The sequence below is a fragment of the Antarctobacter aquimaris genome, assembly GCF_900184945.1.
Classification (GTDB): domain Bacteria; phylum Pseudomonadota; class Alphaproteobacteria; order Rhodobacterales; family Rhodobacteraceae; genus Maliponia; species Maliponia aquimaris.
The window spans coordinates 198,832-223,299 of the sequence record NZ_FXYF01000006.1; the positions used below are offsets into that span (position 1 = coordinate 198,832).

Genomic DNA, 24,468 nt, shown 5'->3' on the forward strand with positions numbered 1-24,468 from the left:
GATGTTTTCGAGATACAAGAAGTCCGCCACCCCCGAGGCCGCCCCCGTCAAGCCCGCGGCCCCTGCCGCCGCTGCCCCGGCGCCCGCCCACCTGCAACAGTCCGCCGCCATTTCCGGCGCGCGGCGCAAGGCCAAGCCGACGGGATCGACCCCGGCGCAGGTCGTGGCCGTCGACAAGGAGAAAAAGCGCAAGGAGCGCCTCTCCGAGATCAAGCTGGAACTGCACCGCGCCTTGCTGGAAAACCTCAACCTGGCCGCGCTGGACCAGGCCACGGAAAACGAGCTGCGCGAGGAAATCAGCGCCATCGCCACCGAGACCCTGCAGGACAAGGGTGTCGTGCTGAACCGCGACGAGCGGCGCGCGATGATGGCCGACCTCTACGACGAGGTGAAGGGCCTCGGCCCGCTGGAACCGCTGCTCAAGGACGAGACGATCTCGGACATCCTGGTCAACGGCCCGCACCAGATCTTCATCGAACAGAACGGCAAGCTGTCGCTGTCGGACGTGACGTTCAAGGATGAAAAGCACCTGATGCGGATCATCGACAAGATCGTGTCGGCCGTGGGCCGCCGGGTCGATGAATCCAACCCCTACGTCGACGCCCGTCTCCAGGACGGCTCGCGTTTCAACGCGATGGTGCCGCCGGTGGCGATCGACGGCAGCCTGGTGTCGATCCGGAAATTCAAGAAGGACAAGCTGGGCATCGACGACCTGGTGAACTTCGGCGCCTTCACCGAGGAAATGGCCGTCTATCTCCAGGCCGCCGTGGCCACGCGGCTGAACATCATCGTGTCGGGCGGTACGGGTTCGGGCAAGACGACCACGCTGAACGCGCTGTCCAGTTTCATCGACGACAGCGAACGTATCCTGACCATCGAGGACACCGCCGAACTCCAGCTGCAGCAGACCCACGTGGGCCGGATGGAAAGCCGCCCGGCGAACGTCGAGGGCAAGGGCGCCGTCACCCCGCGCGACTGTCTCAAGAACGCGCTGCGGATGCGTCCCGACCGCATCATCGTCGGCGAGACGCGCGGCGAGGAAGTCATCGACATGCTTCAGGCCATGAACACCGGCCACGACGGTTCGATGACCACGATCCACGCCAACTCGGCCCGCGACGGTGTCGCGCGACTGGAAAACATGATCGCCATGGCGGGCATCGAGATGCCGCTCAAGGCCATGCGCAGCCAGATCGCCAGCGCCGTGAACCTGATCGTGCAGGCCAGCCGCCTGCAGGACGGCTCGCGCCGGATGACCTCGATCACCGAGATCACCGGCATGGAGGGCGACGTGATTTCAATGCAAGAGATCTTTCGCTACCAGCGCGTCGGCCTGACGCCCGACAACAAGATCATCGGACATTTCACCGCCACCGGGGTCCGCTCGGCCTTTTCCGAGCGATTCCGGATGTGGGGTTACGACGTGCCTGCCTCGATTTACGAACCTTTCAGACCGGAGTAACGATTATGCTCAGCGCAGAACCGATCATCTACGGCGGGATCTTTCTCGGCGTGCTGATCCTGGTGAACGGCGTCTATCTCGTCGCTTTCGGCCATTCGATCAGCCTGACGCGCAAGGTGAATCGTCGGCTCGAGATGCTGGACAAGGGTGAACGGCGCGAGGACGTGCTGGCCAAGCTCCGCAAGGAGATGGACCAGCACATGAAGAGCCGATCGCTGCCCATCTACTCGATGCTGGCGAGCAAGGCGCAGAAGGCGGCGCTGGCCTTCACCCCGCAGCAGCTGGTCATGGTGATGGTGGCGGCCTCGGTCTTTGCCTTCGTCGGGCTGACCGTGGGCACCGACACCAACCCGGCGGTGCGCGGCGCGATGTCGGCCTTCATGGGCATCGGCGGAGTCTTCTTCTGGGTCAGCCACCGCGCCAAGAAGCGGGTGAGCATGATCGAGGAACAGCTGCCCGAGGCGGTGGAACTGATGGTGCGCAGCCTGCGCGTCGGTCACCCCTTTTCCGCGGCCATCTCGATCGTCGCCAAGGAAATGAAGGATCCGCTGGCCACCGAATTCGGCATCATCGCGGACGAAAGCACCTATGGCCGCGACGTCGGCGAGGCGCTCAAGCACATGGCGGAACGGCTGGACATGCAGGACCTGCGCTTTCTGGCGGTCGCCGTGGCGATTCAGCAGCAGGCCGGCGGCAACCTGGCCGAGATCCTCGACGGTCTCGCCCGCGTGATCCGCTCGCGGTTCCGCCTGTTCCGCCGCGTCAAAGCCATCACCGCCGAGGCGCAATGGTCCGGCAAGTTCCTGTCCGGCTTTCCCATCGCCGCGCTGTTGTTCATCCAGGTGGCCAAGCCCGACTACTACGACGAGGTGCTGGATCACCCCTGGTTCATTCCCGCCTGCTTTATCGTGGGCATCATGCTGGCCGCCAACATGCTCGTCATGCGCTGGCTGGTGAACATCAAGGTCTGAGGAGCACCCCCAATGTTCGAATCCCTCAACACGATGCTCACCGACTCGATGGGTCCGGCCGGTCCGCTGATCGTGGTCGCGGGTCTGGCGGCGATATTGATCATCGCCACCATACCGATCTTGATGAACTCCAAGCCTGATCCGCTGGACAAGCTCAAGCAGTCCGGCCAGCAGCGCATGAACGCGGACACCCGGGCCGCGCTGCGTGACAAGAAGAAGAACGACAAGCTCAACAAATATGCGCAGTTTCTCGAACCGCAGGACGAAAAGGAATACTCCCAGATCCGCGCCCGGCTGATGCAGGCCGGCTACCGCTCCAAGGACGCGGTGCAGATCTACTACCTGTCGCAATTCCTGCTGGGCGTCTTGCTGCTGGGCGCGGGCGTGGCCTACTATCTGCTGATGATCGATCCGGTCACCGCGACGATGCAGCAAAAGCTGATGTACATCCTCGGCCCCGGCGTCGTCGGCTACATGGGGCCGAAATACTGGGTCAACAAGCGCGTGACCAAGCGCCAGGAACAGATCCAGCAGGGCTTTCCGGACAGCCTGGACATGATGCTGGTCTGCGTCGAGGCGGGCCAGTCGATGGACCAGTCGATCGTCCGCGTCGCAGGCGAGCTGCGCTCCTCCTACCCGGCGCTGGCGGAGGAATACCAGATCATCAGCTACGAGATGAAGGCCGGCAAGGACCGTAGCCAGGTCCTGAACGACATGTCCGAACGCTGCGGCCTGCCCGACATCTCGTCCTTTGTCACCGTTCTGAACCAGGCCCAGACCTTCGGCACGTCGATTTCCGAAGCCCTGCGGGTCTACGCCGGCGAAATGCGTGACAAAAGAGTCATGCGCGCCGAAGAAGCGGCGAACAAGCTGCCGACAAAGATGACGCTCTGCACTATGATGCTGACCGTGCCACCGCTGTTGATCATCCTCGTGGGCCCCTCCGCGGTCGGTATTTCGGAAATGGGGTCACTCGCCGTGGGGAACTGACCGCATGAGACAGGCTCTGAGGGCCGTCCTGATCGTGATGCCGCTGGCCGCCTGCTCCGCAGGCGGCCCGTTTTCGACTGGCCCGGACACCGACGGATCGGTCTTCGCCCCCGCCCTAGACCCGCGCGGCGAGGCCGTCGACGGGCTGGTGGTGGGACACCGGCTGATGCAGGCGGGCCAGCACGAACTGGCGCTGGACTCCTTCACCCGCGCCGCCGGCGAACAGGGCCTGACCGGCGAGGTGCTGATGGCGCTGGGGTCGGCCAACCTCGGCCTGGGCCGGCTGCACCAGGCCGAGCCCTTGTTGCGCCGCGCCATCAAGGAAGAGCCGGACTGGCCCGAGGCCTGGAACAACCTGGGCGTCGTGTTGATCGAACTGGGCAAGGTCGCCGAGGCGGCAGAGGTGTTTCGCCGGGCCTATGCGCTGGACAATGGCGAAAGTGACTCAATTCGCGACAATCTGCGCTTGGCTCTCGCAAAAATGGAAAATTCCGTTTATGATGAGCCTCTAGAGCAAGACTACAAGATCGTTCGCCGGGGCACCGGGGATTACCTGATCCGGCGCACGGGCCCCTGACGGCCCGATCGCCCGCCAAAACGGTCACGCAGGACAGACCCGGTCAACCGGGCAGACAGACAGGTCCGGGACAGCCGGGCACAGAAAACAACCGCCACAAAGGCGGGGACGAGGCAGAGCAGCATAAGGACGCAGGCAACATGCGCCATCCAGTTTTCGTATTCTTTTGCGCGGCCAGCGCCGTCGCGCTCACGGCCTGTGAGAAAAAGATGGACACGGCCGAGATGAACCGTGCCTTTCAGGGCGTGAACGTCGTCGACGAGTCCAATCTCAACGATGTCATGCTGACCGTGGGCGACCCGAACGAGGCGGTCACCTATTTCCAGCGCACTGCGGCCGAGGCGCCAGACCGCATCGACGTCAAGCGGGGACTGGCGTTGTCCCTGATCCGGGCCAAACGGTATTCCGAGGCCAAGGTCGCCTGGGCGCAGGTGGTCTCACACCCCGACAGCACCGGCGAGGACAAGGTCCAGCTGGCCGATGCGCTGATCCGCGCCGGCGAATGGGAGCAGGCCGAAAAGGTGCTGGACGCGATTCCGCCCACCCATGAAACCTACAAGCGCTACCAGCTGGAGGCGATGATCGCCGACGGCAACAAGGAGTGGAAGAAGGCCGACAGCTTTTACGAGATCGCGGTCGGGCTGACCACCACGCCGGGGTCGGTGCTGAACAACTGGGGCTACTCCAAGCTGTCGCGCGGCGATTTCGAAGGTGCCGAACGGCTGTTCGCCGATGCCATCCGGCACGAGGACTCGCTGTTCACCGCCAAGAACAACCTTGTCATGGCGCGCGGCGCGCAGGGCAACTACACCCTGCCCGTCATGAACATGAGCCAGGTCGAGCGGGCCGAACTGCTGCACACCATGGCGCTGGCGGCGATCAAGCGCGGCGATGTCGAAACCGGCAAGATCCTGCTGCGCGAGGCGGTCGAGACCCATCCGCAGTACTTCGAAGCGGCGGCGCGGGCGCTGGCGGCGCTCGAAGAGGCCTGACGGCCATGTCCCTGAGCGCCGCAACCGCGGCCTGGTTCCTGCCCTTCGTCCTGCCGATCTGCCTGTATATCTGCTACACCGACATGAAGGGGATGCGGATCCCCAACCATGCGGTGGTGGCGCTGTTCGCCGTGTTCGCCGTCCTCGGCCCGTTCGTCCTGCCGTTCGACGTCTACCTGTGGCGCTACCTGCACCTGGTCGTGGTGCTGGTCGCCGGCATCGCCCTGAATGCCGGCGGCGCGATGGGGGCGGGCGACGCCAAGTTCGCCGCCGCGGCCGCCCCGCTGATCCACATCGGCGACCTGCGGTTCCTGATGGCGCTCTTCGCGGCAAACCTGCTGGCGGCCTTCGTGGCGCACCGCATGGCCAAGTTCTCGGGCCTGCGGCGGCTGGCGCCGGACTGGCACAGCTGGGAAAGCGGTTCGCGCTTTCCCATGGGGTTGGCGCTGGGCGGGTCGCTGGCGATCTATCTCGGGCTGGGGCTGGTCTACGGCAGCTGAGCGGAGCGCAGCCAAGGCGCTTCGAAGCGCCTTGCCCCGCCCCTGTCCCACCGCGCGCGCCATCCCGTCGTCACGCCTCTGGCCACGCGCAAGCGAACCCTCCCGGCGCGACGCTCAAAGGCGCTTCGAAGCGCCTTTCCCCTCCCCGCGCCGCGCTGATTTCCCGCCTGCGCCGTTCTGCTGCCACAATCCCCGCGCAGTCTGTCCGCAAAAGCAGTTGAGGGCAGAGCCGACATGAACATGGACACCGGAGCCGTCCTGGCCCCGCCGCCGCCAAAGCGCATCGAGGAGATGCGCCTGCCGCTGATCATGATGCGCGACATCGTGCTCAAGACGATGTTCCGCAAGAACACCAACATCGTCACCGACCTGGCCCACACCGTCTGCCTGCCCGTCCCGGTCACGCAGGAAATCATCGACATGTGCCGCAAGCAGGGGCTGATGGAGGCCATGGGCACCCTTGGCGCCGGCGGCCAGGTCTCCTCCGAGATGCCGTACCAGCTGACCGACAGCGGCAAGGCGCGCGCGCTCGACGCGCTGGCGCAGTCGGAATACTTCGGCCCGATGCCCGTCCCGCTCGACGTCTACGCCGAGCAGGTGAAACGGCAGTCGATCCGCAACATCCAGATCTCGCGCGACCAGCTGACCGGCGCCATGGGCCACCTTGTCCTGCCCGAGGACCTGATCTCGAACCTCGGTCCGGCCGTCTCGGCCGGGCGGTCGATCCTGATGTACGGCCCGCCGGGCAACGGCAAATCCTCGATCTCGAACGGCATCCGCGACGCCATGGGCGACAAGATCTTTGTCCCGCGCGCCATCGAGTATTCCGGCCAGGTCATCACCGTCTATGACCCCATCGTTCATTCCCGCGCCGAGGAGGACAGCGAGAACCCGCTGTCGCTGCGTCGCACCACGCGCTTTGACCGCCGCTACGTGCTGTGCAAGCGGCCCACGGTGATCACCGGGGGCGAGCTGTCGCTCGACATGCTGGACCTGGTCTACAACCCCACCGCGCGCACCTACCAGGCGCCGCTGCAACTGAAATCCACCGGCGGCATCTTCATCGTCGACGACCTCGGCCGCCAGGCCGAACCGCCACAGAAGCTGGTCAACCGCTGGATCGTCCCACTGGAGGAAAGCAAGGACATCCTCGCCCTGCAATCGGGCGAGAAGTTCGAGGTGCCCTTCGACACGCTGGTGATCTTTTCCACCAACTTCCACCCGAACGAGATCTTCGACCAGGCCGCGCTGCGCCGGATCTTCTTCAAGATCAAGATCGACGGCCCGAACCAGCAGGATTTCCTCAAGATCTTCTCGATGGTCGCCCGCAAGAAGAAGATGCAGCTGGATGAGGCCAGCCTCGTCCACCTGCTCAAGAACAAGTACCCGACGATCAAGAACATCTACGCGAACTACCAGCCGGTCTTCCTGATCGACCAGATGATCTCGGTCTGCGATTTCGAGGGCATCCCCTACAAGATGACGCCCGAGCTGATCGACCGTGCCTGGGGCAACATGTTCGTCAAGGACGAGCATATCGTGAAATGACAGCGCATTGCGCTGTCCTTTCCGCGCGAGCCAGCGTCCGCCCCGCGGACGCGTTCGCGCACCTTTCCATGCCAGGTGCCTTGCCAACGGCGCGCTACGCCCTGCCCCTCAACCTATGCACCCAAACCGGCACCAGCACCGACAGGATCATCAGCCGCATCACGTGGTGCGCCGCCACAAAGGCCGGGTTCAGGCCCAGCGTGACCGCGATCGCGGCCATCGCCTCGACCCCGCCCGGCGCATAGGCCACCAGCAGAACCGAGGGCGCGACGCCCAGCAAGACCATCGCCAGCCCCACGGCGCCCAGCGTCACCGCCACGTTGACGCTCGTCAGCCAGAGTCCCGCCAGCAGGGAGCCGCGCAGCACCGCCCCGCTCTGGCCGGAAAACCGTGAACCGATCAGCACGCCCAGCACCATGAAGGCCGCCGTGCCAATGGCAGGCGACAGCTGCCCCGGCGTGAGGTCAAGCGCATGGCCCAGGGCGCTGACCGCCATGCCGGCCAACAGCAGCGGCGCCGGCACCCGGATGCGCAGAAACAGCCAGCCCAGCGCCAGCGCGCCGCCGATCAGCCCCAGCAGCGACAGCGGCGTCATCACTTTTGCCGGGGCTCCGCCGTCACCGCCCAGGTCGAAGAACAGCGACACCAGAAGCGGCACGCAAAGCGACAGGAACAGCACGCGGATGCTCTGGATCACCGCGATCCGCGCCGTCTGCCCGCCCTGCTCCACCGACAGGCTGAGGACAAAACTCAGGTGCCCGGGCGCCGAGGCCAGCACCGCGTCGCGGCGCGCAAAACCCATCCAGCGCACCATGCCCGCCTGCGCGATCGCCATGCCCAAGGGCAGGCTGAGCCCCAGGATGGCGATGCTGACCGGCCACTCGGCGGCGGCCCGCAGGCTGTCGGGTGTGACCCCGTTGCCGATGTTGAGACCCAGCAGCACGAACGCCCCGTTGCGCAGCCAGACCGGCAGATCGAACCGCAGCCCGGCCAGACCGGCCAGCGTCACACCTGTGGCCGATCCGGTCAGCGCCGCGGCGGGAAAGCCGATCAGCGCAAAGACCGCCGCCCCGAGGGCCGCCGCGCAGAAGGCAAGGAAAAGATCGATCAAGGGCCGCATGACCCATTTGATTTACGCCGCTCCCGCGGCAGGCGCCAGACCCGGTCACGACCCGGGGCCAAGCAGCCGAGCGGCTTTCCCGACAGCGCGATTTTGCGCTTGACGCCACCGCCCGGCTTCCGTATCCGACCACCCACTGAATGGCGCGGTAGCTCAGTTGGTTAGAGCGAACGACTCATAATCGTTAGGTCGGGGGTTCGAGTCCCCCCCACGCCACCAGTCTTCCCCTTTGACCAACACTCCCCGGTGCGTAAACGCAATGCGCCGCTGCCTGCCGGCGCAGTCCTCATGACTTGCCCCCGGAGGACGGCCTGTCGCCGCCCTCCAGAGTACCCCTGCGGGTCAGGCGCCGAGGTCCATCCCCTCGAATTCGGCCCAGATGTCGTTCCAGGCGCCTTCGGCCTTGCCGCGCTGCTTGACCGCCTTGGCGGCGTCGAGGTTGTCCATCATCCCCTCGCCCTTGACGATCACAAGGCCGACCATGCCCATCGCGGCATGCGGCGCGCACTGGAAGCCGTAAAAGCCGGGCTTGTCCAGCGTGACCTCGACGGCGGCGTTGATCTTGCCCTTCCAGCCTTCGGCCCCCTCTGGGGCCATGCCGTCGACCGACTGGCTGTTGTGCCCCTTGTCGGTGGCGACAAAGCTGATCGTATCGCCGGGTTCGGCCACGACGATGCGCGGGTAGAACACCATTTTCAGTTTCCTGTCGTCGGGATGCTGGTTCAGCATCTGGATCTCGTGCGTGGTGGCCGCCAGCGTCTGGCGCGGCAGCGCGGCCAACAGGGCCGACGCCGCGACAGTGACCAGCGCGGTCCGGCGGGTGATGGGGTGAGACACGTGTTCCTCCTGCGTGTTTGCTCGCCTGCCTGTGATCTAGGCTGGGGCGAGGCGCCGCCAAGGTGCCGTTATCCCGGATGGATTGTCCATCCGGGCAGCAAAGCATCGGCCAGAATCCACCACCCGGGCGGGACCTCAGTAGCCGGTCATTTCCAGGTAACCGCGGCCCGCGTGGCTGCCCGTGATGCGCACCGGCCCTTCCCAGTAGGGAATGGTGAGGTCCATCCAGGCATCGGGGTTCAGCGCCTCGACCCGGACATCCACGCCCCGGTCGGGCAGCGTGACGGCCCAGGCCACGGGCACACGCCGCCCGGCGGTCTCGGCCACGGCCAGCGGGCGCGCGGCAAAGGCGCCGTCGGCAAAGGCCTGCGTCGTGCCATCCGCGCCGATCCAGGTGGCCGAGGTGTAGCTGCTGTCGTCCGTCTGCCGCAGGCGAAAGCCCATCAGCTTGTCCCCGCCGTCGAACGACAGCGAGAACCAGTCCCAGCCGGTCTGCGTGTCGCCCAGCGGCTGCGACGACCATTCGCGGTCCAGCCAGGCGCTGCCGGTGACGGGGATCTTGCCGCCCGGCAGGTCGAGAACGCCCTCGATTGCGTAGAAGGGCTGCGAGTAGTAGTAGCTCGCCTGCCCTTCGGCCGATTTGACCGAATAGCCGCCGTCGCCGTGGAACACCAACGGCCCCTCCGCCGTCAGCGCCATGTCATAGCGAAAGTCCGGGCCGCTGGCGCCGAGGGTCAGCGCATCAAAGGTATCGCCCGCCATGCGCCAGTCGTCGATCCAGGCCTCGAAGGGCGCGGCCGTCACTCCGGCCTGACCGATCCCGCCCCGGGCAAAGCGTTCGGTGACGTGATGCGCCTCCGGCGTGGTGACAGCGGCATGGCTAAACCAGACCTGCGGCGAGGCCCAGCTATCGGCCTCGCCGGGGGCCAGGGCCGAACGGAACAGCGTCCATTGCAGCCCGTAGGGTGTGCCGTCGGGGCCGGTCAGGTTGGCGGTGAGATACCACCATTCGATGCGGAAATCGGGATGCGGGCCGTGGTCGGCGGGAAAGTCGAACACGGGATCGGGTTGCGGCACGGCAAACTCGGCGCCAGCCTCGCTGCCCAGCCCGGCAAAGCCCTGCGCCAGGCCCGCCACCGGCCACAGCAGCAGCAAACACACCAACCTAGCGTTCATGGGCAAAGACCTTCAGCAGGTGCCCCGGCGGAATGCGCGCCAGCCGCAACGCGGGCCAGAGCGCGGCCAGCCCGGCCGCCCCCAGCGTCAGAGCCGCCAGCCGCGCGTAATCCAGCGGGAACAGGTACATCGGCAATCGCCAGCCAAAGGCCTCGACGTTGACCACCGCCAGCAGCACCCAGGCCAGCGCCAGCCCCAGCGGCAGCGCCAGCACCGAGGTCAGCGCCGCCAGCACCAGCGCGCGCAGCAGGTCCACCCGCGCCAGCGTCCGGCGCGTAAGCCCCATGGCCCAGACCGGCGCCAGCTGCGGCAGGCGGATCGCGGCCAGCGTCAGCAGGCTCATCAGGATGGCAAAGCCCGCCACCGCCAGCGTCAGCACGTTCAGCGCGGCGGTCACGGTAAAGGTGCGCTCGAACACGCCCAGCGAAAACGCCTTGATCGCCTGCTGGTTGGTCACGCTGGCCTCGGGCAGGCCAAAGTCCTCCGCCAGCCCGTCGCGCAGGTCATCAGGTGTGGCACCCAGCACGCCGTATTGCCGGGGCATGATGTCGGGGAACAGCGCGCGAAATCGCGCCTCGGCGATCAGCGCCTGCCCCGCCGGGTTGCCATAGTCGGCATGCACGCCGACCACCGGCAGGACGGCGCCCGGCGCCACCTCCAGAACATCGCCCAGCCAGATCCCGGCGCGGCGCGCCAATTGTTCGTTCACCACCACGCCCTGCCCGGCAAAGACCTGCGCCCACGGCTCGGGCGATGCGGCAACAAAGCGCCAGTGCGCGGCATACGCCGGGCTGTTCCGCACGCCCATCAGGTCCGATGGCACCGTGGCCAGCCGCGTCTCGACCGACAGCAGCGGCACGACCCCCTCGCCGCGCGCCGCCAGCCAGGCGTCCAGCGCCGCGCTGTCGGCGGGATCGAAGCCGCGCACATAGGCGTCCGCGAACAGCCGCTGGTCGAGGAAATCGAGAAAGGTCAGCCGAAAGCTCGACACCATGGTCGAGACGCCGACATTCGTCGCCATCGCCAGCAGCAGCGCCATCAGCGCCAGGCTGAGGCCCGGCAGTTGCTGGCGCGTGTCGGCCCAGAACCATTCCCCGATCACCCCGCGCGCCCGGCGCTGGCCCAGCACCAGAACCGCCTCCAGCACCAAGGGCAGCGCCAAGGCCGCGCCGATCAGAAGGCACCCCAGCAGGGCAAAGGCCGCCAGCAGCCCCGCCTGCATCAGGCCCAGCACCGCCGCCGCCGCCAACAGCAGCACCGCCACCGCGCCCTGCACCCGACGCGCCCGCCCCGAGGTCATCGCCCAGGCGCGCGGCCGCGCGCTGGCGAGGATTGGCATCCGCGCGATCTTCCACAGCGCGCCGGCCCCCGCCAGCGCCGCTCCCAGCACCGCGATGGCCAGCCCCGACAGCCACCAGACCGGGCGCAATTGCAGGCTGCCGCCCACCTGCGCGCCATACAGCCCCTCCAGCGTCGCCGCGACGTCCGGCAGCAGCAACGCCGCCACGACGTAGCCCAGCGCCACGCCGACACCCCCCGCCAGCAGCGACAGCACCAGCAGTTCCGCCGCCATCAGCACCATCAGCCGGCGTAGCGGCACGCCCAAGGTCCGCAGCGTGCGGACCATGCCGCGCCGCTGCTCGAACACCAGCCCGATGGTGCCATGCACGATGAAGATGCCGACGGCAAAGCTCAGCAGGCCAAAGGCGGTCAGGTTGAGGTGAAAGCTGCCGGTCATCTGGCCGACGTCGCTGGAGGATTGCGCCTCGGCCCGGATCAGGCCGGGAACCAGAGTAGACAACTCCGGCACCCCCTTGGGCTGCACCTCGGCCAGGATCAGGCGGCTGAGCAATCCGGGCCGGTCCAGCAGGCGCTGCGCCACGCCCACGTCCGTCAGCACGGTGTCGGGCGCGACCGAGGGGTCCACAAGCACCGCCTCGGGCACCTGTCCTTCCAGCCGCGCCGCCGTTGCCGCGTTGGCGAACAGCACGCCGGTGGTCAGGAAGGCGGGCAGGTCCAGGTCGCCCGCGCCCTGCCCCGGGTTCAGCGCGCCGGGTGTGGTCAGCGGGTCCAGCCCCACCACGCGCAGCGGCCCGTCCGGCAGGCGCAACCGCCCCTCGACCACCGGAGATATCTGCCAGCCCGCGCGCCGCAGCGCCACATAGGTCGCCTGCGGCAGCGTCTCGCCGGCGCGCGGGATGAGCTGATCAAACCGGCCTTCGCCCAGCGTCGCGGCGGCGGCGTCGTAGCTGGCGCGCGCCTCGGCGTTGATCGCCTGCACCCCGGACCAGAGCGCGGTGGCCAGCGCCAGCCCCGCGAGAAAGGTGAACAGCTGCATCGGGCTGCGGCGCCAGTGCGACAGCAGCGCCGCCAGAACGGCGCGCGTCATGCCAGCCGCCCCTTGCGCAGGTGCAACTGCCGGTCCATGCGCGCCGCCACCGCCGCCGAATGGGTGACCACCATCAGCGCCGCCCCCGTCTCGGCGACCAACGCCAGCATCTCGTCCAGCACCTCACCCGCCGTCACCTCGTCGAGATTGCCGGTGGGCTCGTCCGCCAGGATCAGGCGCGGCCGCGCTGCGAGGGTGCGGGCGATGGCGACGCGCTGCTGCTGCCCGCCGGACAGCTGTTCGGGGTACTTGTGGCGGTGCGGACCCAGACCCAGCCTCTCGATCAGCGCATCGGTGCGCGCGGGATCGTCCCGCCCCGACAGGCGCGCCTGAAACCGGATGTTGGCGCGCACATCCAGCGAGGGGATGAGGTTGAACTGCTGAAAGATCACGCCGACCTCGTCGCGCCGCAGCGCCGCACGGCCGCGATCGTCCAGCGAAGTGATGTCGCGCCCGCCGATCAGGATGCGCCCGCCGTCCACGGTGTCCAGCCCGCCCACCAGGTGCAACAGCGTGCTCTTGCCGGACCCGGATTCGCCCTGCAACGACAGCGTCTGGCCCAGGTCCAGCGCCAGATCGACGCCGGCCAGCACCTGCACCGGACCTTCGGCGCCGGGGTAGGTCTTGGTCACGCCTTGTGCGTCCAGCAACATGCCTTGGTCCCTCATGGGCCGACAGCTAGCCCGAGGATGGCCTTAGCAACCCCCGCCGTGACAGGCCACGCGCGCGAATGCCGCGCGCGGGCCGGCCATGGGGGTCACTTCTTGCGCATCGCCGCGCGCAGCGCATCGCCCAGCGCGCCGTTGCCGCCGCCGTCCTGCGGTGCCTTGGGTGCAGGCCCCCGGGGCGGACGCCCGCCGCCACCGTTGCCACGCGGCCCGCGCGGGCCATCGTCGCGCCGCGCCGGGGCAGCGCGGTCGCCGCCGCCATCCTTGCGCATGGTCAGGCCGATGCGCTTGCGGGCAATATCCACCTCGGTCACCCGGACCTTGACCACGTCGCCCGCCTTGACCACCTCATGCGGGTCCTTGACGAAACGGTCGGCCAGCTGGCTGACATGGACCAGCCCGTCCTGGTGCACGCCGATGTCGACAAAGGCGCCAAAGGCCGCCACGTTGGTCACCGTGCCCTCCAGCATCATGCCGGGCTTGAGGTCCTTGATGTCCTCGACCCCGTCGGCAAAGCTGGCGGTCTTGAAGCTGGGGCGCGGGTCGCGGCCCGGCTTTTCCAGTTCCGACAGGATGTCGCGCACGGTGGGCAGGCCGAACTTGGCGTCGACAAACTGCTCGGCGCGCAGGCCGCGCAATGCCTCGGGCTTGCCCATGATCTCGCGGATATCCCGGCCACAGGCCTGAACGATGCGGCGCGCCACGTCATAGGCCTCGGGGTGGACGGACGATGCGTCCAGAGGCTCCTTGCCGTCGCGGATGCGCAGGAAGCCCGCGCATTGCTCGAACGCCTTCGGCCCGATCCCCGCCACCTTCATCAGCGCCTTGCGCGAGGGGAAGGCGCCGTTGGCATCGCGGTGCGCCACGATGGACTGCGCCAGCGACGGCCCCAGCCCCGCCACATGCGTCAGCAGCGGCGCGGAGGCGATGTTGAGGTCGACGCCCACGGCGTTCACCGCGTCCTCGACCACCGCCTCCAGCGCCTGCGCCAGGCGGCGCTGGTCCACGTCGTGCTGGTACTGGCCGACGCCGATGCTTTCGGGCGTGATCTTGACCAGCTCGGCCAGCGGATCCTGCAACCGCCGCGCGATGGACACCGCGCCGCGCAGGGACACGTCCAGGTCGGGGAACTCCTGCGCCGCCAGTTCCGAGGCGGAATAGACCGAGGCGCCCGCCTCCGACACGATGACCTTGGTCGGTTTCTTGCCCTCGATCAGCGCGAGGGTCTCCCCCACCAGCCGCTCGGTCTCACGGCTGGCGGTGCCGTTGCCGATGGCGATCAGCTCGACGCCGTGCCGCCTGACCATCTCCACGATCTTGGCCTGCGCACCGCGCACGTCCATCTTGGGCTGGAAAGGGTACAGCGTCGCCGTCTCCAACACCTTGCCGGTGGCGTCCACCACCGCCGCCTTGACACCGGTGCGGATGCCCGGGTCCAGGCCCAGCGTCGGCCGGTTGCCCGCCGGCGCGGCCAGCAGCAAATCCTTGAGGTTGCGGGCAAAAACCGCAATCGCCTCTTCGTGCGCGCGGCGGCGCAGGTCGGACAGCAGGTCGACGTACATCGACAGCGACAGTTTCACCCGCCAGGTCCAGCCCGCCACATCGCGCAGCCATTGATCCCCCGGCCCCTCGCCCCGGATGCCGATGGCGGCGGCGACCATGGTCATGGCGCGCTGCTTGCCTTCCTCCGGGTCCGGCGCGATCTCGAGGGTGACAACCTCCTCCTTGGCGGCACGCAGGAGCGCCAGCGCCCGGTGCCCCGGGATCGTCGCCCATTTCTCCTGGTGGTCGAAATAGTCGGAAAACTTGGCCCCCGCCGTCTCCTTGCCCTCGACCACCTTGGCGGAGATCAGCGCCTCTTTCTGCATGAAATCGCGCAAGGACCCCAGCAGCGTCGCGTTTTCGCTCAGCTCCTCGGCCAGGATGTCGCGCGCGCCCTCCAGCGCGGCCTTCACCGTCTCGACGTTCTCTGTCAAATACCCCTGCGCCAGCGCCTGCGGATCGGCGGTGCGATTGTCGAGGATGGCGCGCAACAGCGGCTCCAGCCCGTTTTCGCGCGCGATCATCGCCTTGGTGCGGCGCTTGGGCTTGTAGGGCAGGTAGATGTCTTCCAGCGTGGCCTTGGTGTCGGCCCGCGCGATGTCGCGCGCGAGGTCGTCTGTCAGCTTGCCCTGCGACTTGATCGATTCGAGGATCGTCGCGCGCCGCGCCTCCATCTCGCGCAGGTAGGTCAGCCGGTCGTTCAGCGTGCGCAGCTGCGTGTCGTCCAGCCCGCCGGTCACCTCCTTGCGGTAGCGCGCGACGAAAGGCACCGTGGCGCCCCCGTCCAGCAACCCGACGGCGGCATTGACCTGCGCGGGGCTGGCGGAAATCTCGGCGGCGATGGTGCGGGCGATCCGCTCGGCGGTCTGGTCCAAGGCGTGTCCTCCTGGTCTGCGGACCGCTGTCTTACCGCCGCCGCGCGCCCCCGCCAAGGGGGCGGTTGCAACGGCGGGTTTGTGCAGGCAGCCGGGGCGCCAGGGGATCGACCCCGATGCCGCCCGTCAGGCGCGCGGCGCGAGGGTGCTGATCCAAGTCGGCTAAGCCATGGCGGCAATCGACGCGGCCGACAGATTTGCAGACGGCGAGGTCATGAGACACGTCGATGCCTCCACGATCCGGTCGCCGCCCGGGATGTACCGATGGTCGCGCAACTGCCGCGCATCCGCTGATGCCATGTCATTGCGCGCGCCCCGCGCATCGGTGTCATTGCGCGCGCCCCGCGCATCGGTGTCATTGCGCGCGCCCCGCGCATCGGTGTCATTGCGCGCGCCCCGCGCATCGGTGTCATTGCGCGCGTCCCGCGCATCGGTGTCATTGCGCGCCCGGGGCGCATCGGTCAAACAAGGGGCGTCTCTGGAGGAGCCGCCATGACCGCTGATTTCACGCTTTCGCACGGGCTGCGCGTGCCGCCGCTGGGCCGGCGTCTTCGGCTGGGCTTTGTCGGCGGCGGGCGGGGCGCCATCGTCGGCCCCTGGCACCGCCACGGCGCCTGGCTCTCGGGTCACTGGGACATCGTCGCCGGGGCGCTGTCGACCAACCCGGACAAGGCCCGCCTGTCGGCCGCCGACTGGTGCATCGCCCCCGACCGCGCCTTTTCCGACTACCGCGCCATGGCGCAGGCCGAGGCGGCGCGCGCGGACGGGATCGAGGCGGTCGCCATCTGCACCCCCAACCACAGCCACCACGAGATCGCCGCGCATTTCCTGAACGCCGGCCTCGACGTGATCCTCGACAAGCCGATGACCACGACGAACGCCGATGCCGAGGCGCTGGTGGCGCTGGCCGCCGAACGCGGGCGCATCCTGGCGCTGACCTACCCCTACGCCCACCACGCCATGATCCGGCAGGCGCAGGCACTGGTGGCCGAAGGCGCGATCGGCCGCATCACGCAGGTGCTGGTGGAATACGTGCAGGACTGGGGCGCAGAGCCCGATGCGCCGAACAACCGCTCGGTCGCCTGGCGGCGCGATCCGTCGGTGGTGGGGCGCACCTCGGCCACCGGCGACATCGGCACCCACGCCTATCACCTGCTGAAGACGGTCACCGGGCTGGACGCGACGGCGCTGCGCGCCGATTTCCACCGCTGCGGCGGGGCGGCGGCGATGGAGGACACCGCCTTCATCAAGCTGCGGATGGAGAACGGCGCGCCGGGGCATGTCTGGGTCACGCAGGCGGCGCCGGGCAACTACTGCGGGCTGCGCCTGCGGGTCTTCGGTGACAAGGGCGGGCTGGAGTGGGACCAGGAGCACCCCGAGCACCTGCGCCTGACCCTGCTGAACGCCCCCGAACAGGTCATCGTGCGCGGCCACGGCAGCGGAATGCGCCCGGCGGCGGAACGGCTGGTCCACCTGCCGCGCGGGCATGGCGAGGCCCTGACCGACGCCTGGGCCAACCTCTATTCCGAGATCGGCGTGGCGGTGGCGGCCCGGATCGCCGGGGTGACCCTGCCCGAAGGGCTGGTGCAGTTTCCCGGCGGGTCGGAGGGCCTCGCGGGTGTGCGGTTCATGAACGCCTGCGCCGACAGCGCCGAAGGCGACGCCTGTTGGGTCTCTCTCTAGGCGTCCCCTTCCGGCCTTTCAGCACGACGGCCAAGGGGCGGCCAAGGCGTTTGCAAACGCCTTGAAGGGCCTTGCAAGGCCCTTTTCGCCCGGCCCCCAGTGGGTGGACACGGGTGAGCCGGACACCGCACGCGTCCAGAAGTGTCGGCACCTCACTTCGTTGGTTCTCAGGCCTGCGGCACCGCAGAGGTTGATCGCCAGTAATCCGCGCCGGGACCAGCCGCGCCAGGCCACGCCGCCCCATTCCGCGCTGCGTCCTCGACTGGTGAACAGGCCCCCTGCTTCTTCTGGCCGGAAATATCCCGGGGGTGCGCGCCACAGGCGCGCTTCGGGGGCAGAGCCCCCGGCGGGCCGGGCCGGGCTCGATGCCCGGTCCGGTCCGACCGCCACCGCGGACCGCGTACAGGTGGCGACGACGATCCCGGGCATCCGGAAAACCCCGCGCCCTACGACGGCGCAAAGGCCGACCAGCCGGTGTGTTCGGCGATCCGCTCGGCCAGCCAGGTGCCGACCTTGGAATTGCCGTTGTCGTCCAGCCCGGGCGACCACACCGCGATCGAGGCCTTGCCCGGCGCCACCATCAGGATGCCGCCGCCCACCCCGCTCTTGCCCGGCAGGCCGACACGAAAGGCAAAGTTGCCCGACCCGTCATACTGTCCGCAGGTCATCATCAGCGCGTTGATCCGCCGCGCCCGCAGCGGCGACACCAGCCGCGGCGCCCCCGGCAGCAGCGCCAGCATCCGCCCGGCGCGGGCCAGCTGGCGGCAGGTCATCTCGATGGCGCAGTGGTGCACATAGGTGCCCAGCACCCTGTCGGGCGCATTGAACAGGTTGCCGTGCGATTTCAGGTAATGGAGCAGCGCCATGTTGCGGTCGGCGGTGTCCTTTTCGGACTGCGCCACCGCCTTGTCGATGTGGATCTCGCCGTCCTCGGCGGCGGCGCGCAGCAGGCCCACGACCTCGGTCAGCGCCTGCCGCGGCTCGCGGTTGCCCAGCAGGGCGTCCGTGGTCACCAGCGCACCTGCGTTGATGAAGGGGTTGCGCGGACGGCCGCCCTCGTGCTCCAGCAGAAAGATGCTGTCAAAGGCGGTGCCCGACGGCTCCCGCCCGACCCGGCGCCACAGGTCGTCACCCACCCGCCCCAGCACGGCCGCCAGCGAAAACACCTTGGAAATGCTCTGGATCGAGAACGGCACCCGCGCGTCCCCGGCGCTGACCTCGGTCCCGTCCGCAAGGCAGATCGCGACACCCACCTGCGCCGGATCGACGGCGGCAAGTTCCGGGATGTAGTTGGCGGGGATGCCCCAGTCCGCCGCCGCGCGCACCTCGGCCACCAGCGTCTCGAGCCGCGCCTGCAAACCGTCCATCACGCGGTCACGACGCGTTTCATGACTGCCGCCTCCCGGGGGGCCAGCAGGCAGCGGGCAGGGTCCGGGGTCAGCGGGGCGGGAAGGTCGAGACTGGGCATATTCCACCGGGGAAACCTACACCCCCGTGATCCAATCGAGTCATCAAGACAAATACAACCCTTTCGCGCGCCCGGACCGAACCCGGACGCGCGACGCGCCGTCACGTCTTGGCCAGCCGGTAGATCGCCGGGATCACCAGCACGGTCAGCGCGGTGGATGAGATCAGGCCGAACAGCAGCGAGATCGCCAGCCCCTGAAAGATCGGGTCGGCCAGGATCACCACCGCGCCGATCATCGCCGCAAGGGCGGTCAGCAGGATCGGCTTGAACCGCGTCGCCCCCGCCTCGATCAGCAGGTCGACGGTGACGCGGCCTTCCGGGTCGGCGTGGCGGATGAAGTCCACCAGCAGGATCGAGTTGCGCACGATGATCCCCGCCAGCGCGATGAAGCCGATCATCGAGGTCGCAGAGAACGGCGCGCCGAACAGCCAGTGCCCGCCGACGATGCCGAGAAAGGTCAGCGGCACCGGCGTCAGGATCACCAGCGGCAGCCGGAACGACCCGAACTGAGCGACGACAAGGATATAGATGCCCAGCAGCGCCACGCCAAAGGCCGCGCCCATGTCGCGGAAGGTGATCCAGGTCACCTCCCATTCGCCGTCCCACAGCAGCACCGGGTGATCCGTTTCCTGTGGCTGGCCGTTCAGGCGGATCTCGGGTTTCTCCAGCCCGGTCCAGTCCATCGCGTCCAGCTGTTCGGCCACCGCGAGCATGCCGTAGAGCGGCGCCTCGAAGGTCCCGGCCAGTTCGCCCGTGACCATGACCACGTCAAAACCGTTGTGGCGGAACACCGGGTAAGAGGCGCGTTCCTCGGTCAGGGTGACGATGTCGCCCAGTTCCACCACCCCGCGCGCGCCGGGGATGGCGTTGGCGGGCACCGGGATCGCCAGCGCGCGTTCGTCCATGGTGCGGTCGCCCTGCGCGCGGGCGATGACGATGGGGATCGGCCGCCGCCCCTCGCCCCGGTGCGAGTATCCCACCGTCGTGGTGCTGTTTAGCAGCCGCAAGGTGTGCAACGCATCCGCCTCCTGCACCTTGTAGAAGTCGAGGTCGCTGGGCGACAGCTCGGCCCGCAGGCGGCGCGGCCGTTCGCCCAGGTTGTCGTCCACGTCGACGATGTAGGGCACCTGTTCAAAGGCCGTGCGGATCCTCGCCGCCGTCTCCTGCCGGGTCTCGGCATCCGGTCCGTAGACCTCGGCCAGCAGGGTCGAGATCACCGGCGGGCCGGGCGGCGGTTCGACCACCTTGACCACGGTGCCCTTCGGCACCTCCAGCGCCTTGAGCCGCTCGCGCAGGTCCAGCGCGATCTCGTGGCTGGTGCGCTCGCGGTCGGTCTTGGCGGCCAGGTTCAGCTGCACCTCGCCCATCTCGGGGCTCTGGCGCAGGAAGTAGTGCCGCACCAGCCCGTTGAAGTTGAAGGCGGCGGCGGTGCCGGCGTGGCTTTGCGCGGTGTGCACCTCGGGCAGGTGCAGCGCGACATGGGCGGCGGCGCTGGCCACCGCGTCCGTCGCCTCGACCGAGGCCCCCTCGGGCAGGTCGATGACGATGGCGAGTTCGGACTTGTTGTCGAAGGGCAGCAGTTTCACCGTCACGTCACGGGTGTAGAAGGCCGCGAGCGAGCCGAAGGACAGCACCACCACCACCACCAGAAAGACGAAACTGCCGAATTTCGACGCCAGCAGCGGCCGCGCGACGGCGGCATAGACCCGGCCCAGCGCGCCGCCGTGGCCATGATCGCCGTGCCCCGAATGACTGGCATAGGCGCGCCCGGCGATCTTAAGCATCAGCCAGGGCGTGATCATCACCGCGACAAAGAAGGAAAAGATCATTGCAGCCGAGGCATTGGCCGGGATCGGGCTCATGTAGGGGCCCATCAGGCCCGAGACGAAGAGCATGGGCAGCAGCGCCACCACCACGGTCAGCGTGGCCACGATGGTGGGGTTGCCCACCTCGGCCACGGCGGCGATGGCGGCCTCGCGGCCCTCACGCCCGCCGATGCGGCCCGCCCAGTGCCGGGCGATGTTCTCGATCACCACGATGGCGTCGTCGACCAGAATGCCGATGGAAAAGATCAGCGCGAACAGCGACACGCGGTTCAGCGTGTAGCCCATGATATAGGCCGCAAACAGCGTCAGCAGGATGGTGACGGGAATGACGATGGCGACCACCAGCGCCTCGCGCCAGCCGATCGCCAGCAGCACCAGCACGACGATGGACACAGTGGCCAGCGCCAGGTGGAACAGCAGTTCGTTGGCCTTTTCATCCGCCGTCTCGCCGTAGTCGCGGGTGATCTCGACCGCGACGCTGTCGGGGATCAGCCCCCCTTCCATCGCCTCGACCCGGTGCAGGATCTCCTCGGCGACGATGACGGCATTGGCCCCGGCGCGCTTGGCCAGGGCCAGCGTGACGGCGGGGCGGCGGGTGATCTCGTCACCTTCGCGGGCGTAGGTGGCGACGTGGTGTTCGTCGAGGTCCGAGACGAATCCCACCTCGGCCACGTCGCGGACATAGACGGTGCGGCCGTCGCGCGTGGTCAGCTCGAGGTTGGCGATCTCCTCGGGGGTGGACAGCGTCTTGCCGATGATCAGGCCGATCTGCTCGCCCCCGTCGCGCAGGGTGCCCGCCGGGGCCGCGCTGTTGGCGCCCTGCACCTTGGCGGCGAGTTGCTGGAGCGTCACGCCGAAGAGGGCGAGCTTTTCCGGGTCGGGCGCGACGCGCAGCGCCTCGTCGGTGGCGCCGACAAGGTAGGTCAGCCCGACATCGTCGATCCTGGCCAGTTCGACCTGCACCTCGCGGGCGATGCGGGTGAGGTCGGCGGCGCCGATATCCTCCTGCCCCGAAACCGGCGCGAAGGTCAGCGAGACGATGGCCACATCGTTGATCCCGCGCCCCACCACCAGCGGTTCGGGAATGCCCACGGGGATACGGTCGAGGTTGGCCAGCAGCTTGTCCCGCACCCGCAGGATGGCGGTGTCCGACGGCACGCCCACCAGGAATCGCGCCGTGACCATGACCTGATCGTCGCGGGTGTCGGAATAGACGTGTTCGACCTCGTCGATGCCCTTGACGATGGTCTCCAAGGGCTCGGTGATCAGCTTGACGGCATCCTCGGCCTTCAGCCCGTCGGCCTGCACGTGGATGTCCACCAGCGGGACCGAGATCTGCGGCTCTTCCTCGCGCGGCAGGCTGACAAGGGCGATCATGCCCACCGCCAGCGAGGCGAGCAGGAACAGCGGTGTCAGCGGCGAGGTGATGAAGGCGCGGGTCAGCCGCCCGGCAAGGCCCAGCGCGGCGGGGGTATTGCTGTCATTCATGACCGATGACCACCGTCTCGCCGGCCTTGAGGCCGGTCAGCACCTCGACCCAGACAGCACCGTCGCGGGCGACGCTGCCGCCCGGCACCACGACGCGGCGCACCTCCGTCCCGTCAGCGGTGACGGTCACGAAATCCAGCCCGCCGTGGCGCGTCAGCGCCGCCTGCGGCACGAGGATCGCGGCGCGTTCGCCCACCGGCAGGCGCACCGGGACGCGGCGGCCGACGAACCAGCCATCCAGCCCCTCGACCTCGACATCGGCCTGCACGCGGCCGCCCTCGATCTGCGGGTAGAGCTTGACCAGCCTGCCGGTCTGGCGGTCCTCGGTGCTGGTGCCGATCTCGATCTCGGCGCCCTCGATCAGGTCGCCGGCGTGACGCTCGGGCACCGCGAGGCGCAGGTAGACCCCGCCGCCCGCGATCACCGCCGCCGCCTCGCCCGGCGCCACCACCGACCCGCGCGAGATCGGCACGGACAGCACCACTCCCTCGTCCGGGGCCAGGATCGCGCCCTCGGCGATCTGCTGTTCGACCACCAGCCGTTCGGATTGCAGGCTGCGGATCTCGCCCTGGATCACGTCGACGGCGGTCTGCAACTGGTCGAACCGCTGCGCGGTGATGACACCGCGTTCGATCAGCGTCTGGCCGCGCGCCAGCTCCGCCTTGGCGGTGTCCAGCTGCGCCGTGGCCGAGGCCAGCCGCGCATCCAGCGAGTCGATGGCGAACTGCAACTTGTCGTCCTCGACCAGCGCGATGCGCTGCCCGGCGGTCACGCGGTCGCCCTCGGTCACCAGCAGGTCGACCACCGTGCCGCCGATCCGGGCGCGTGCCGGCACGCGGTCGCGCGTTTCGACCTGGCCGTAGACGGCCTTCCATTCCACCACGGCGCTTGCGCTGACGGTCAGCGTCTCGGCCCGCGCACTTCCGACGGCCACGGCCAGCGCAAGGCCCGCCGCCGCGGTCAGCATATCCCTCGTCCGCATCTGGTTCTCCTGTCTGCCCTCGGGCGCAGCGCACCGGGACCATGGCATGCCCGATCCTGCCGGAACGGGCGTCAAATTCGCTTTTAAGAATATGACTGCGCGCGGGAATGTTCAAGCGGCTGAACCCCTGCGACCCCGCGCCAGGCAGGACCGCAGGGGCGGCCGATTGTCACTGTCGCCGCGCCACGGTCAGCGGATCAGGCCCAGCTTTGGGAAATCCACCCCGATCGGCGCCGCGAGATCCTCCATCGAGTCGTAGAGCAGCTCCAGCGCGTAATGCGGGTTGTGGACGTGGATGCCATGGTCGGCATCGACGACCTTCCAGTTGTAGGCCGCCTTCAGCAGGCGGGGCGCCCAGCTGGCATAGGCCACCGGGGCGCCGTCTGCCTCGTCCTTCAGCCCGTCGCCGTTGGCGTCGGTGAAGAAGTACGGATAGCTGTGACCGTCATAGACGAAGGGCGTGCCGATCACCTCTTCGGCGTAGGATTTCATCATGCCCATCAGCCGCTGGTGGTTGGCCTCGATGTCGCCCTTGATCCCCTTGGCCGCGTCGCCGCTGCCGTCATGGCTGACGCGCGAGATGCGGATGTCAGAGGCCTTGCCGGTCTCGTGGCACATCAGGCAGGTGTCCTCGGTCACCGTCAGGCTGTGCGGATCGTGGCAGGACAGGCAGGTCGAGACCGGCTTGGCGTGCAGGAAACGGCCGGCATAGGTCTTGTCGGGGTATTCATAGCCCAGCCCGCCGTAGCTGCCCAGCGTGGTGACCGCCGCCAGCGCGTAGTGCGGGTTGACGAAGCGCAGCTTGGGGTTGATCTCGTCGTCGGGCATGTCGGCCACGGCCTTGCTGACCGAGGCACCGGCAGCGCGGCCGGAATGGCAGGTCACGCAGGCGGCGTCGCCCACCGTGACCGGGTGTTCCAGCCCGGACGGCAGCGTCACCCGCGTGACGGTGCCCAGGTTGGGGTTGTGGCAGGTGTCGCAATCGACCACCCCCCCGACCGGGATCGGGCTTTCGGGCAGGCCCACCGGGCTGCCGTCCAACCCGTGGAAATTGCGAAAGCCCGCGCCCGAGTGGCAGACCGAACAGACCGCCGGAATGCTGCCTTCCTCGTCCCAGTGGGCAAACGATTCGGAGGCCCGGTCCGAATGCCCGCCGCGCACCCAGGCCGCGATGGCGCGGGCGTTCGGAATGGCGATCCGGTTGGGCGAAAACGGCCCGCTGGGCGGCACCACGTAGGTCGGCAACCCCTCGACCGAGTCGACCGTGTTGGCGGACTGGGCAAATGAGGGCGCCGCCGAAAGCGCGACCAGCGCCGCCGCGGCGGCAAGGCCGTTCAAAAGGCTTCGGGACAGTCGTTGCGGTGTCATCATGGC

At 68.3% G+C, this 24,468-nt stretch carries 19 protein-coding genes and 1 tRNA gene; 9 read left to right on the forward strand and 11 right to left on the reverse strand.

Annotated features, from left to right (window positions below; all coding sequences use genetic code 11):
- Position 1: 1 nt before the first annotated feature.
- From MAA8898_RS12670 to MAA8898_RS12700, 7 genes are all read left to right on the forward strand, one after another.
- Positions 2-1,462, forward strand: a complete 1,461-nt coding sequence (locus MAA8898_RS12670) for a TadA family conjugal transfer-associated ATPase (RefSeq protein ID WP_094021390.1) — start codon at positions 2-4, stop codon at positions 1,460-1,462.
- Positions 1,463-1,467: 5 nt separating this feature from the next.
- Positions 1,468-2,433, forward strand: coding sequence for a type II secretion system F family protein (locus MAA8898_RS12675; protein ID WP_094021391.1), 966 nt, complete (start codon positions 1,468-1,470; stop codon positions 2,431-2,433).
- Positions 2,434-2,445: 12 nt separating this feature from the next.
- Positions 2,446-3,423, forward strand: coding sequence for a type II secretion system F family protein (locus tag MAA8898_RS12680; RefSeq protein WP_094021392.1), 978 nt, complete (start codon positions 2,446-2,448; stop codon positions 3,421-3,423).
- Between the two features lie 4 nt (positions 3,424-3,427).
- A complete protein-coding gene (locus MAA8898_RS12685) occupies positions 3,428-4,000 on the forward strand; it encodes a tetratricopeptide repeat protein (protein WP_094021393.1) in 573 nt (190 codons plus the stop codon).
- Positions 4,001-4,140: 140 nt separating this feature from the next.
- On the forward strand, positions 4,141-4,992 hold the full coding sequence (locus MAA8898_RS12690) for a tetratricopeptide repeat protein (RefSeq protein WP_094021394.1): 852 nt from the start codon (positions 4,141-4,143) through the stop codon (positions 4,990-4,992).
- Positions 4,993-4,997: 5 nt separating this feature from the next.
- Positions 4,998-5,492, forward strand: coding sequence for a prepilin peptidase (locus tag MAA8898_RS12695; protein WP_094021395.1), 495 nt, complete (start codon positions 4,998-5,000; stop codon positions 5,490-5,492).
- A gap of 234 nt (positions 5,493-5,726) precedes the next feature.
- Positions 5,727-7,040 (forward strand): DUF8689 domain-containing protein, encoded by a 1,314-nt coding sequence (locus tag MAA8898_RS12700; protein ID WP_094021396.1) that lies wholly within the window; start codon positions 5,727-5,729, stop codon positions 7,038-7,040.
- Positions 7,041-7,134: 94 nt separating this feature from the next.
- Here MAA8898_RS12700 and MAA8898_RS12705 read toward each other — a convergent pair whose 3' ends face one another.
- The gene (locus MAA8898_RS12705; RefSeq protein WP_094021397.1) at positions 7,135-8,160 is read right to left on the reverse strand and encodes an AbrB family transcriptional regulator; all 1,026 of its coding nucleotides are present in this window, start codon (positions 8,158-8,160) and stop codon (positions 7,135-7,137) included.
- Positions 8,161-8,302: 142 nt separating this feature from the next.
- Here MAA8898_RS12705 and MAA8898_RS12710 point away from each other — a divergent pair.
- A tRNA-Met gene (locus MAA8898_RS12710) sits at positions 8,303-8,379 on the forward strand.
- Positions 8,380-8,502: 123 nt separating this feature from the next.
- Here MAA8898_RS12710 and MAA8898_RS12715 read toward each other — a convergent pair.
- The 6 genes from MAA8898_RS12715 to MAA8898_RS12740 form a co-directional block, all read right to left on the reverse strand.
- Entirely contained in the window at positions 8,503-8,997 is a 495-nt protein-coding gene (locus MAA8898_RS12715; protein ID WP_245853399.1) for a pseudoazurin, read from the reverse strand.
- 135 nt (positions 8,998-9,132) lie between these two features.
- Positions 9,133-10,173: a lipocalin-like domain-containing protein gene (locus MAA8898_RS12720; protein WP_094021398.1), complete on the reverse strand. Its 1,041-nt coding sequence runs from the start codon at positions 10,171-10,173 to the stop codon at positions 9,133-9,135.
- The gene (locus MAA8898_RS12725) at positions 10,163-12,562 is read right to left on the reverse strand and encodes an ABC transporter permease (RefSeq protein ID WP_094021399.1); all 2,400 of its coding nucleotides are present in this window, start codon (positions 12,560-12,562) and stop codon (positions 10,163-10,165) included. Before MAA8898_RS12725 ends, MAA8898_RS12720 begins: the two co-directional genes overlap by 11 nt.
- The gene (locus tag MAA8898_RS12730) at positions 12,559-13,230 is read right to left on the reverse strand and encodes an ABC transporter ATP-binding protein (RefSeq protein ID WP_370738623.1); all 672 of its coding nucleotides are present in this window, start codon (positions 13,228-13,230) and stop codon (positions 12,559-12,561) included. The genes MAA8898_RS12725 and MAA8898_RS12730 overlap by 4 nt, the downstream gene beginning before the upstream one ends.
- 89 nt (positions 13,231-13,319) lie before the next feature.
- Positions 13,320-15,647, reverse strand: a complete 2,328-nt coding sequence (locus tag MAA8898_RS12735; protein WP_094021401.1) for a Tex family protein — start codon at positions 15,645-15,647, stop codon at positions 13,320-13,322.
- Between the two features lie 162 nt (positions 15,648-15,809).
- The gene (locus MAA8898_RS12740) at positions 15,810-16,112 is read right to left on the reverse strand and encodes a hypothetical protein (protein WP_245853400.1); all 303 of its coding nucleotides are present in this window, start codon (positions 16,110-16,112) and stop codon (positions 15,810-15,812) included.
- 27 nt (positions 16,113-16,139) lie between these two features.
- Between MAA8898_RS12740 and MAA8898_RS12745 the strand changes: the two genes are divergently transcribed.
- A complete protein-coding gene (locus tag MAA8898_RS12745; protein ID WP_094021403.1) occupies positions 16,140-17,330 on the forward strand; it encodes a Gfo/Idh/MocA family protein in 1,191 nt (396 codons plus the stop codon).
- 446 nt (positions 17,331-17,776) lie between these two features.
- Here MAA8898_RS12745 and MAA8898_RS12750 read toward each other — a convergent pair whose 3' ends face one another.
- From MAA8898_RS12750 to MAA8898_RS12765, 4 genes are all read right to left on the reverse strand, one after another.
- Positions 17,777-18,697: a glutaminase gene (locus tag MAA8898_RS12750; RefSeq protein WP_094021404.1), complete on the reverse strand. Its 921-nt coding sequence runs from the start codon at positions 18,695-18,697 to the stop codon at positions 17,777-17,779.
- Positions 18,698-18,899: 202 nt separating this feature from the next.
- The gene (locus MAA8898_RS12755) at positions 18,900-22,112 is read right to left on the reverse strand and encodes an efflux RND transporter permease subunit (RefSeq protein WP_094021405.1); all 3,213 of its coding nucleotides are present in this window, start codon (positions 22,110-22,112) and stop codon (positions 18,900-18,902) included.
- Positions 22,105-23,094 carry an efflux RND transporter periplasmic adaptor subunit gene (locus MAA8898_RS12760; protein ID WP_094021406.1) on the reverse strand — a complete coding sequence of 330 codons (990 nt, stop codon included), beginning with the start codon at positions 23,092-23,094 and terminating at the stop codon, positions 22,105-22,107. The genes MAA8898_RS12755 and MAA8898_RS12760 overlap by 8 nt, the downstream gene beginning before the upstream one ends.
- Before the next feature lie 189 nt (positions 23,095-23,283).
- Positions 23,284-24,462, reverse strand: coding sequence for a cytochrome c3 family protein (locus MAA8898_RS12765; RefSeq protein ID WP_245853401.1), 1,179 nt, complete (start codon positions 24,460-24,462; stop codon positions 23,284-23,286).
- Between the last annotated feature and the right edge of the window lie 6 nt (positions 24,463-24,468).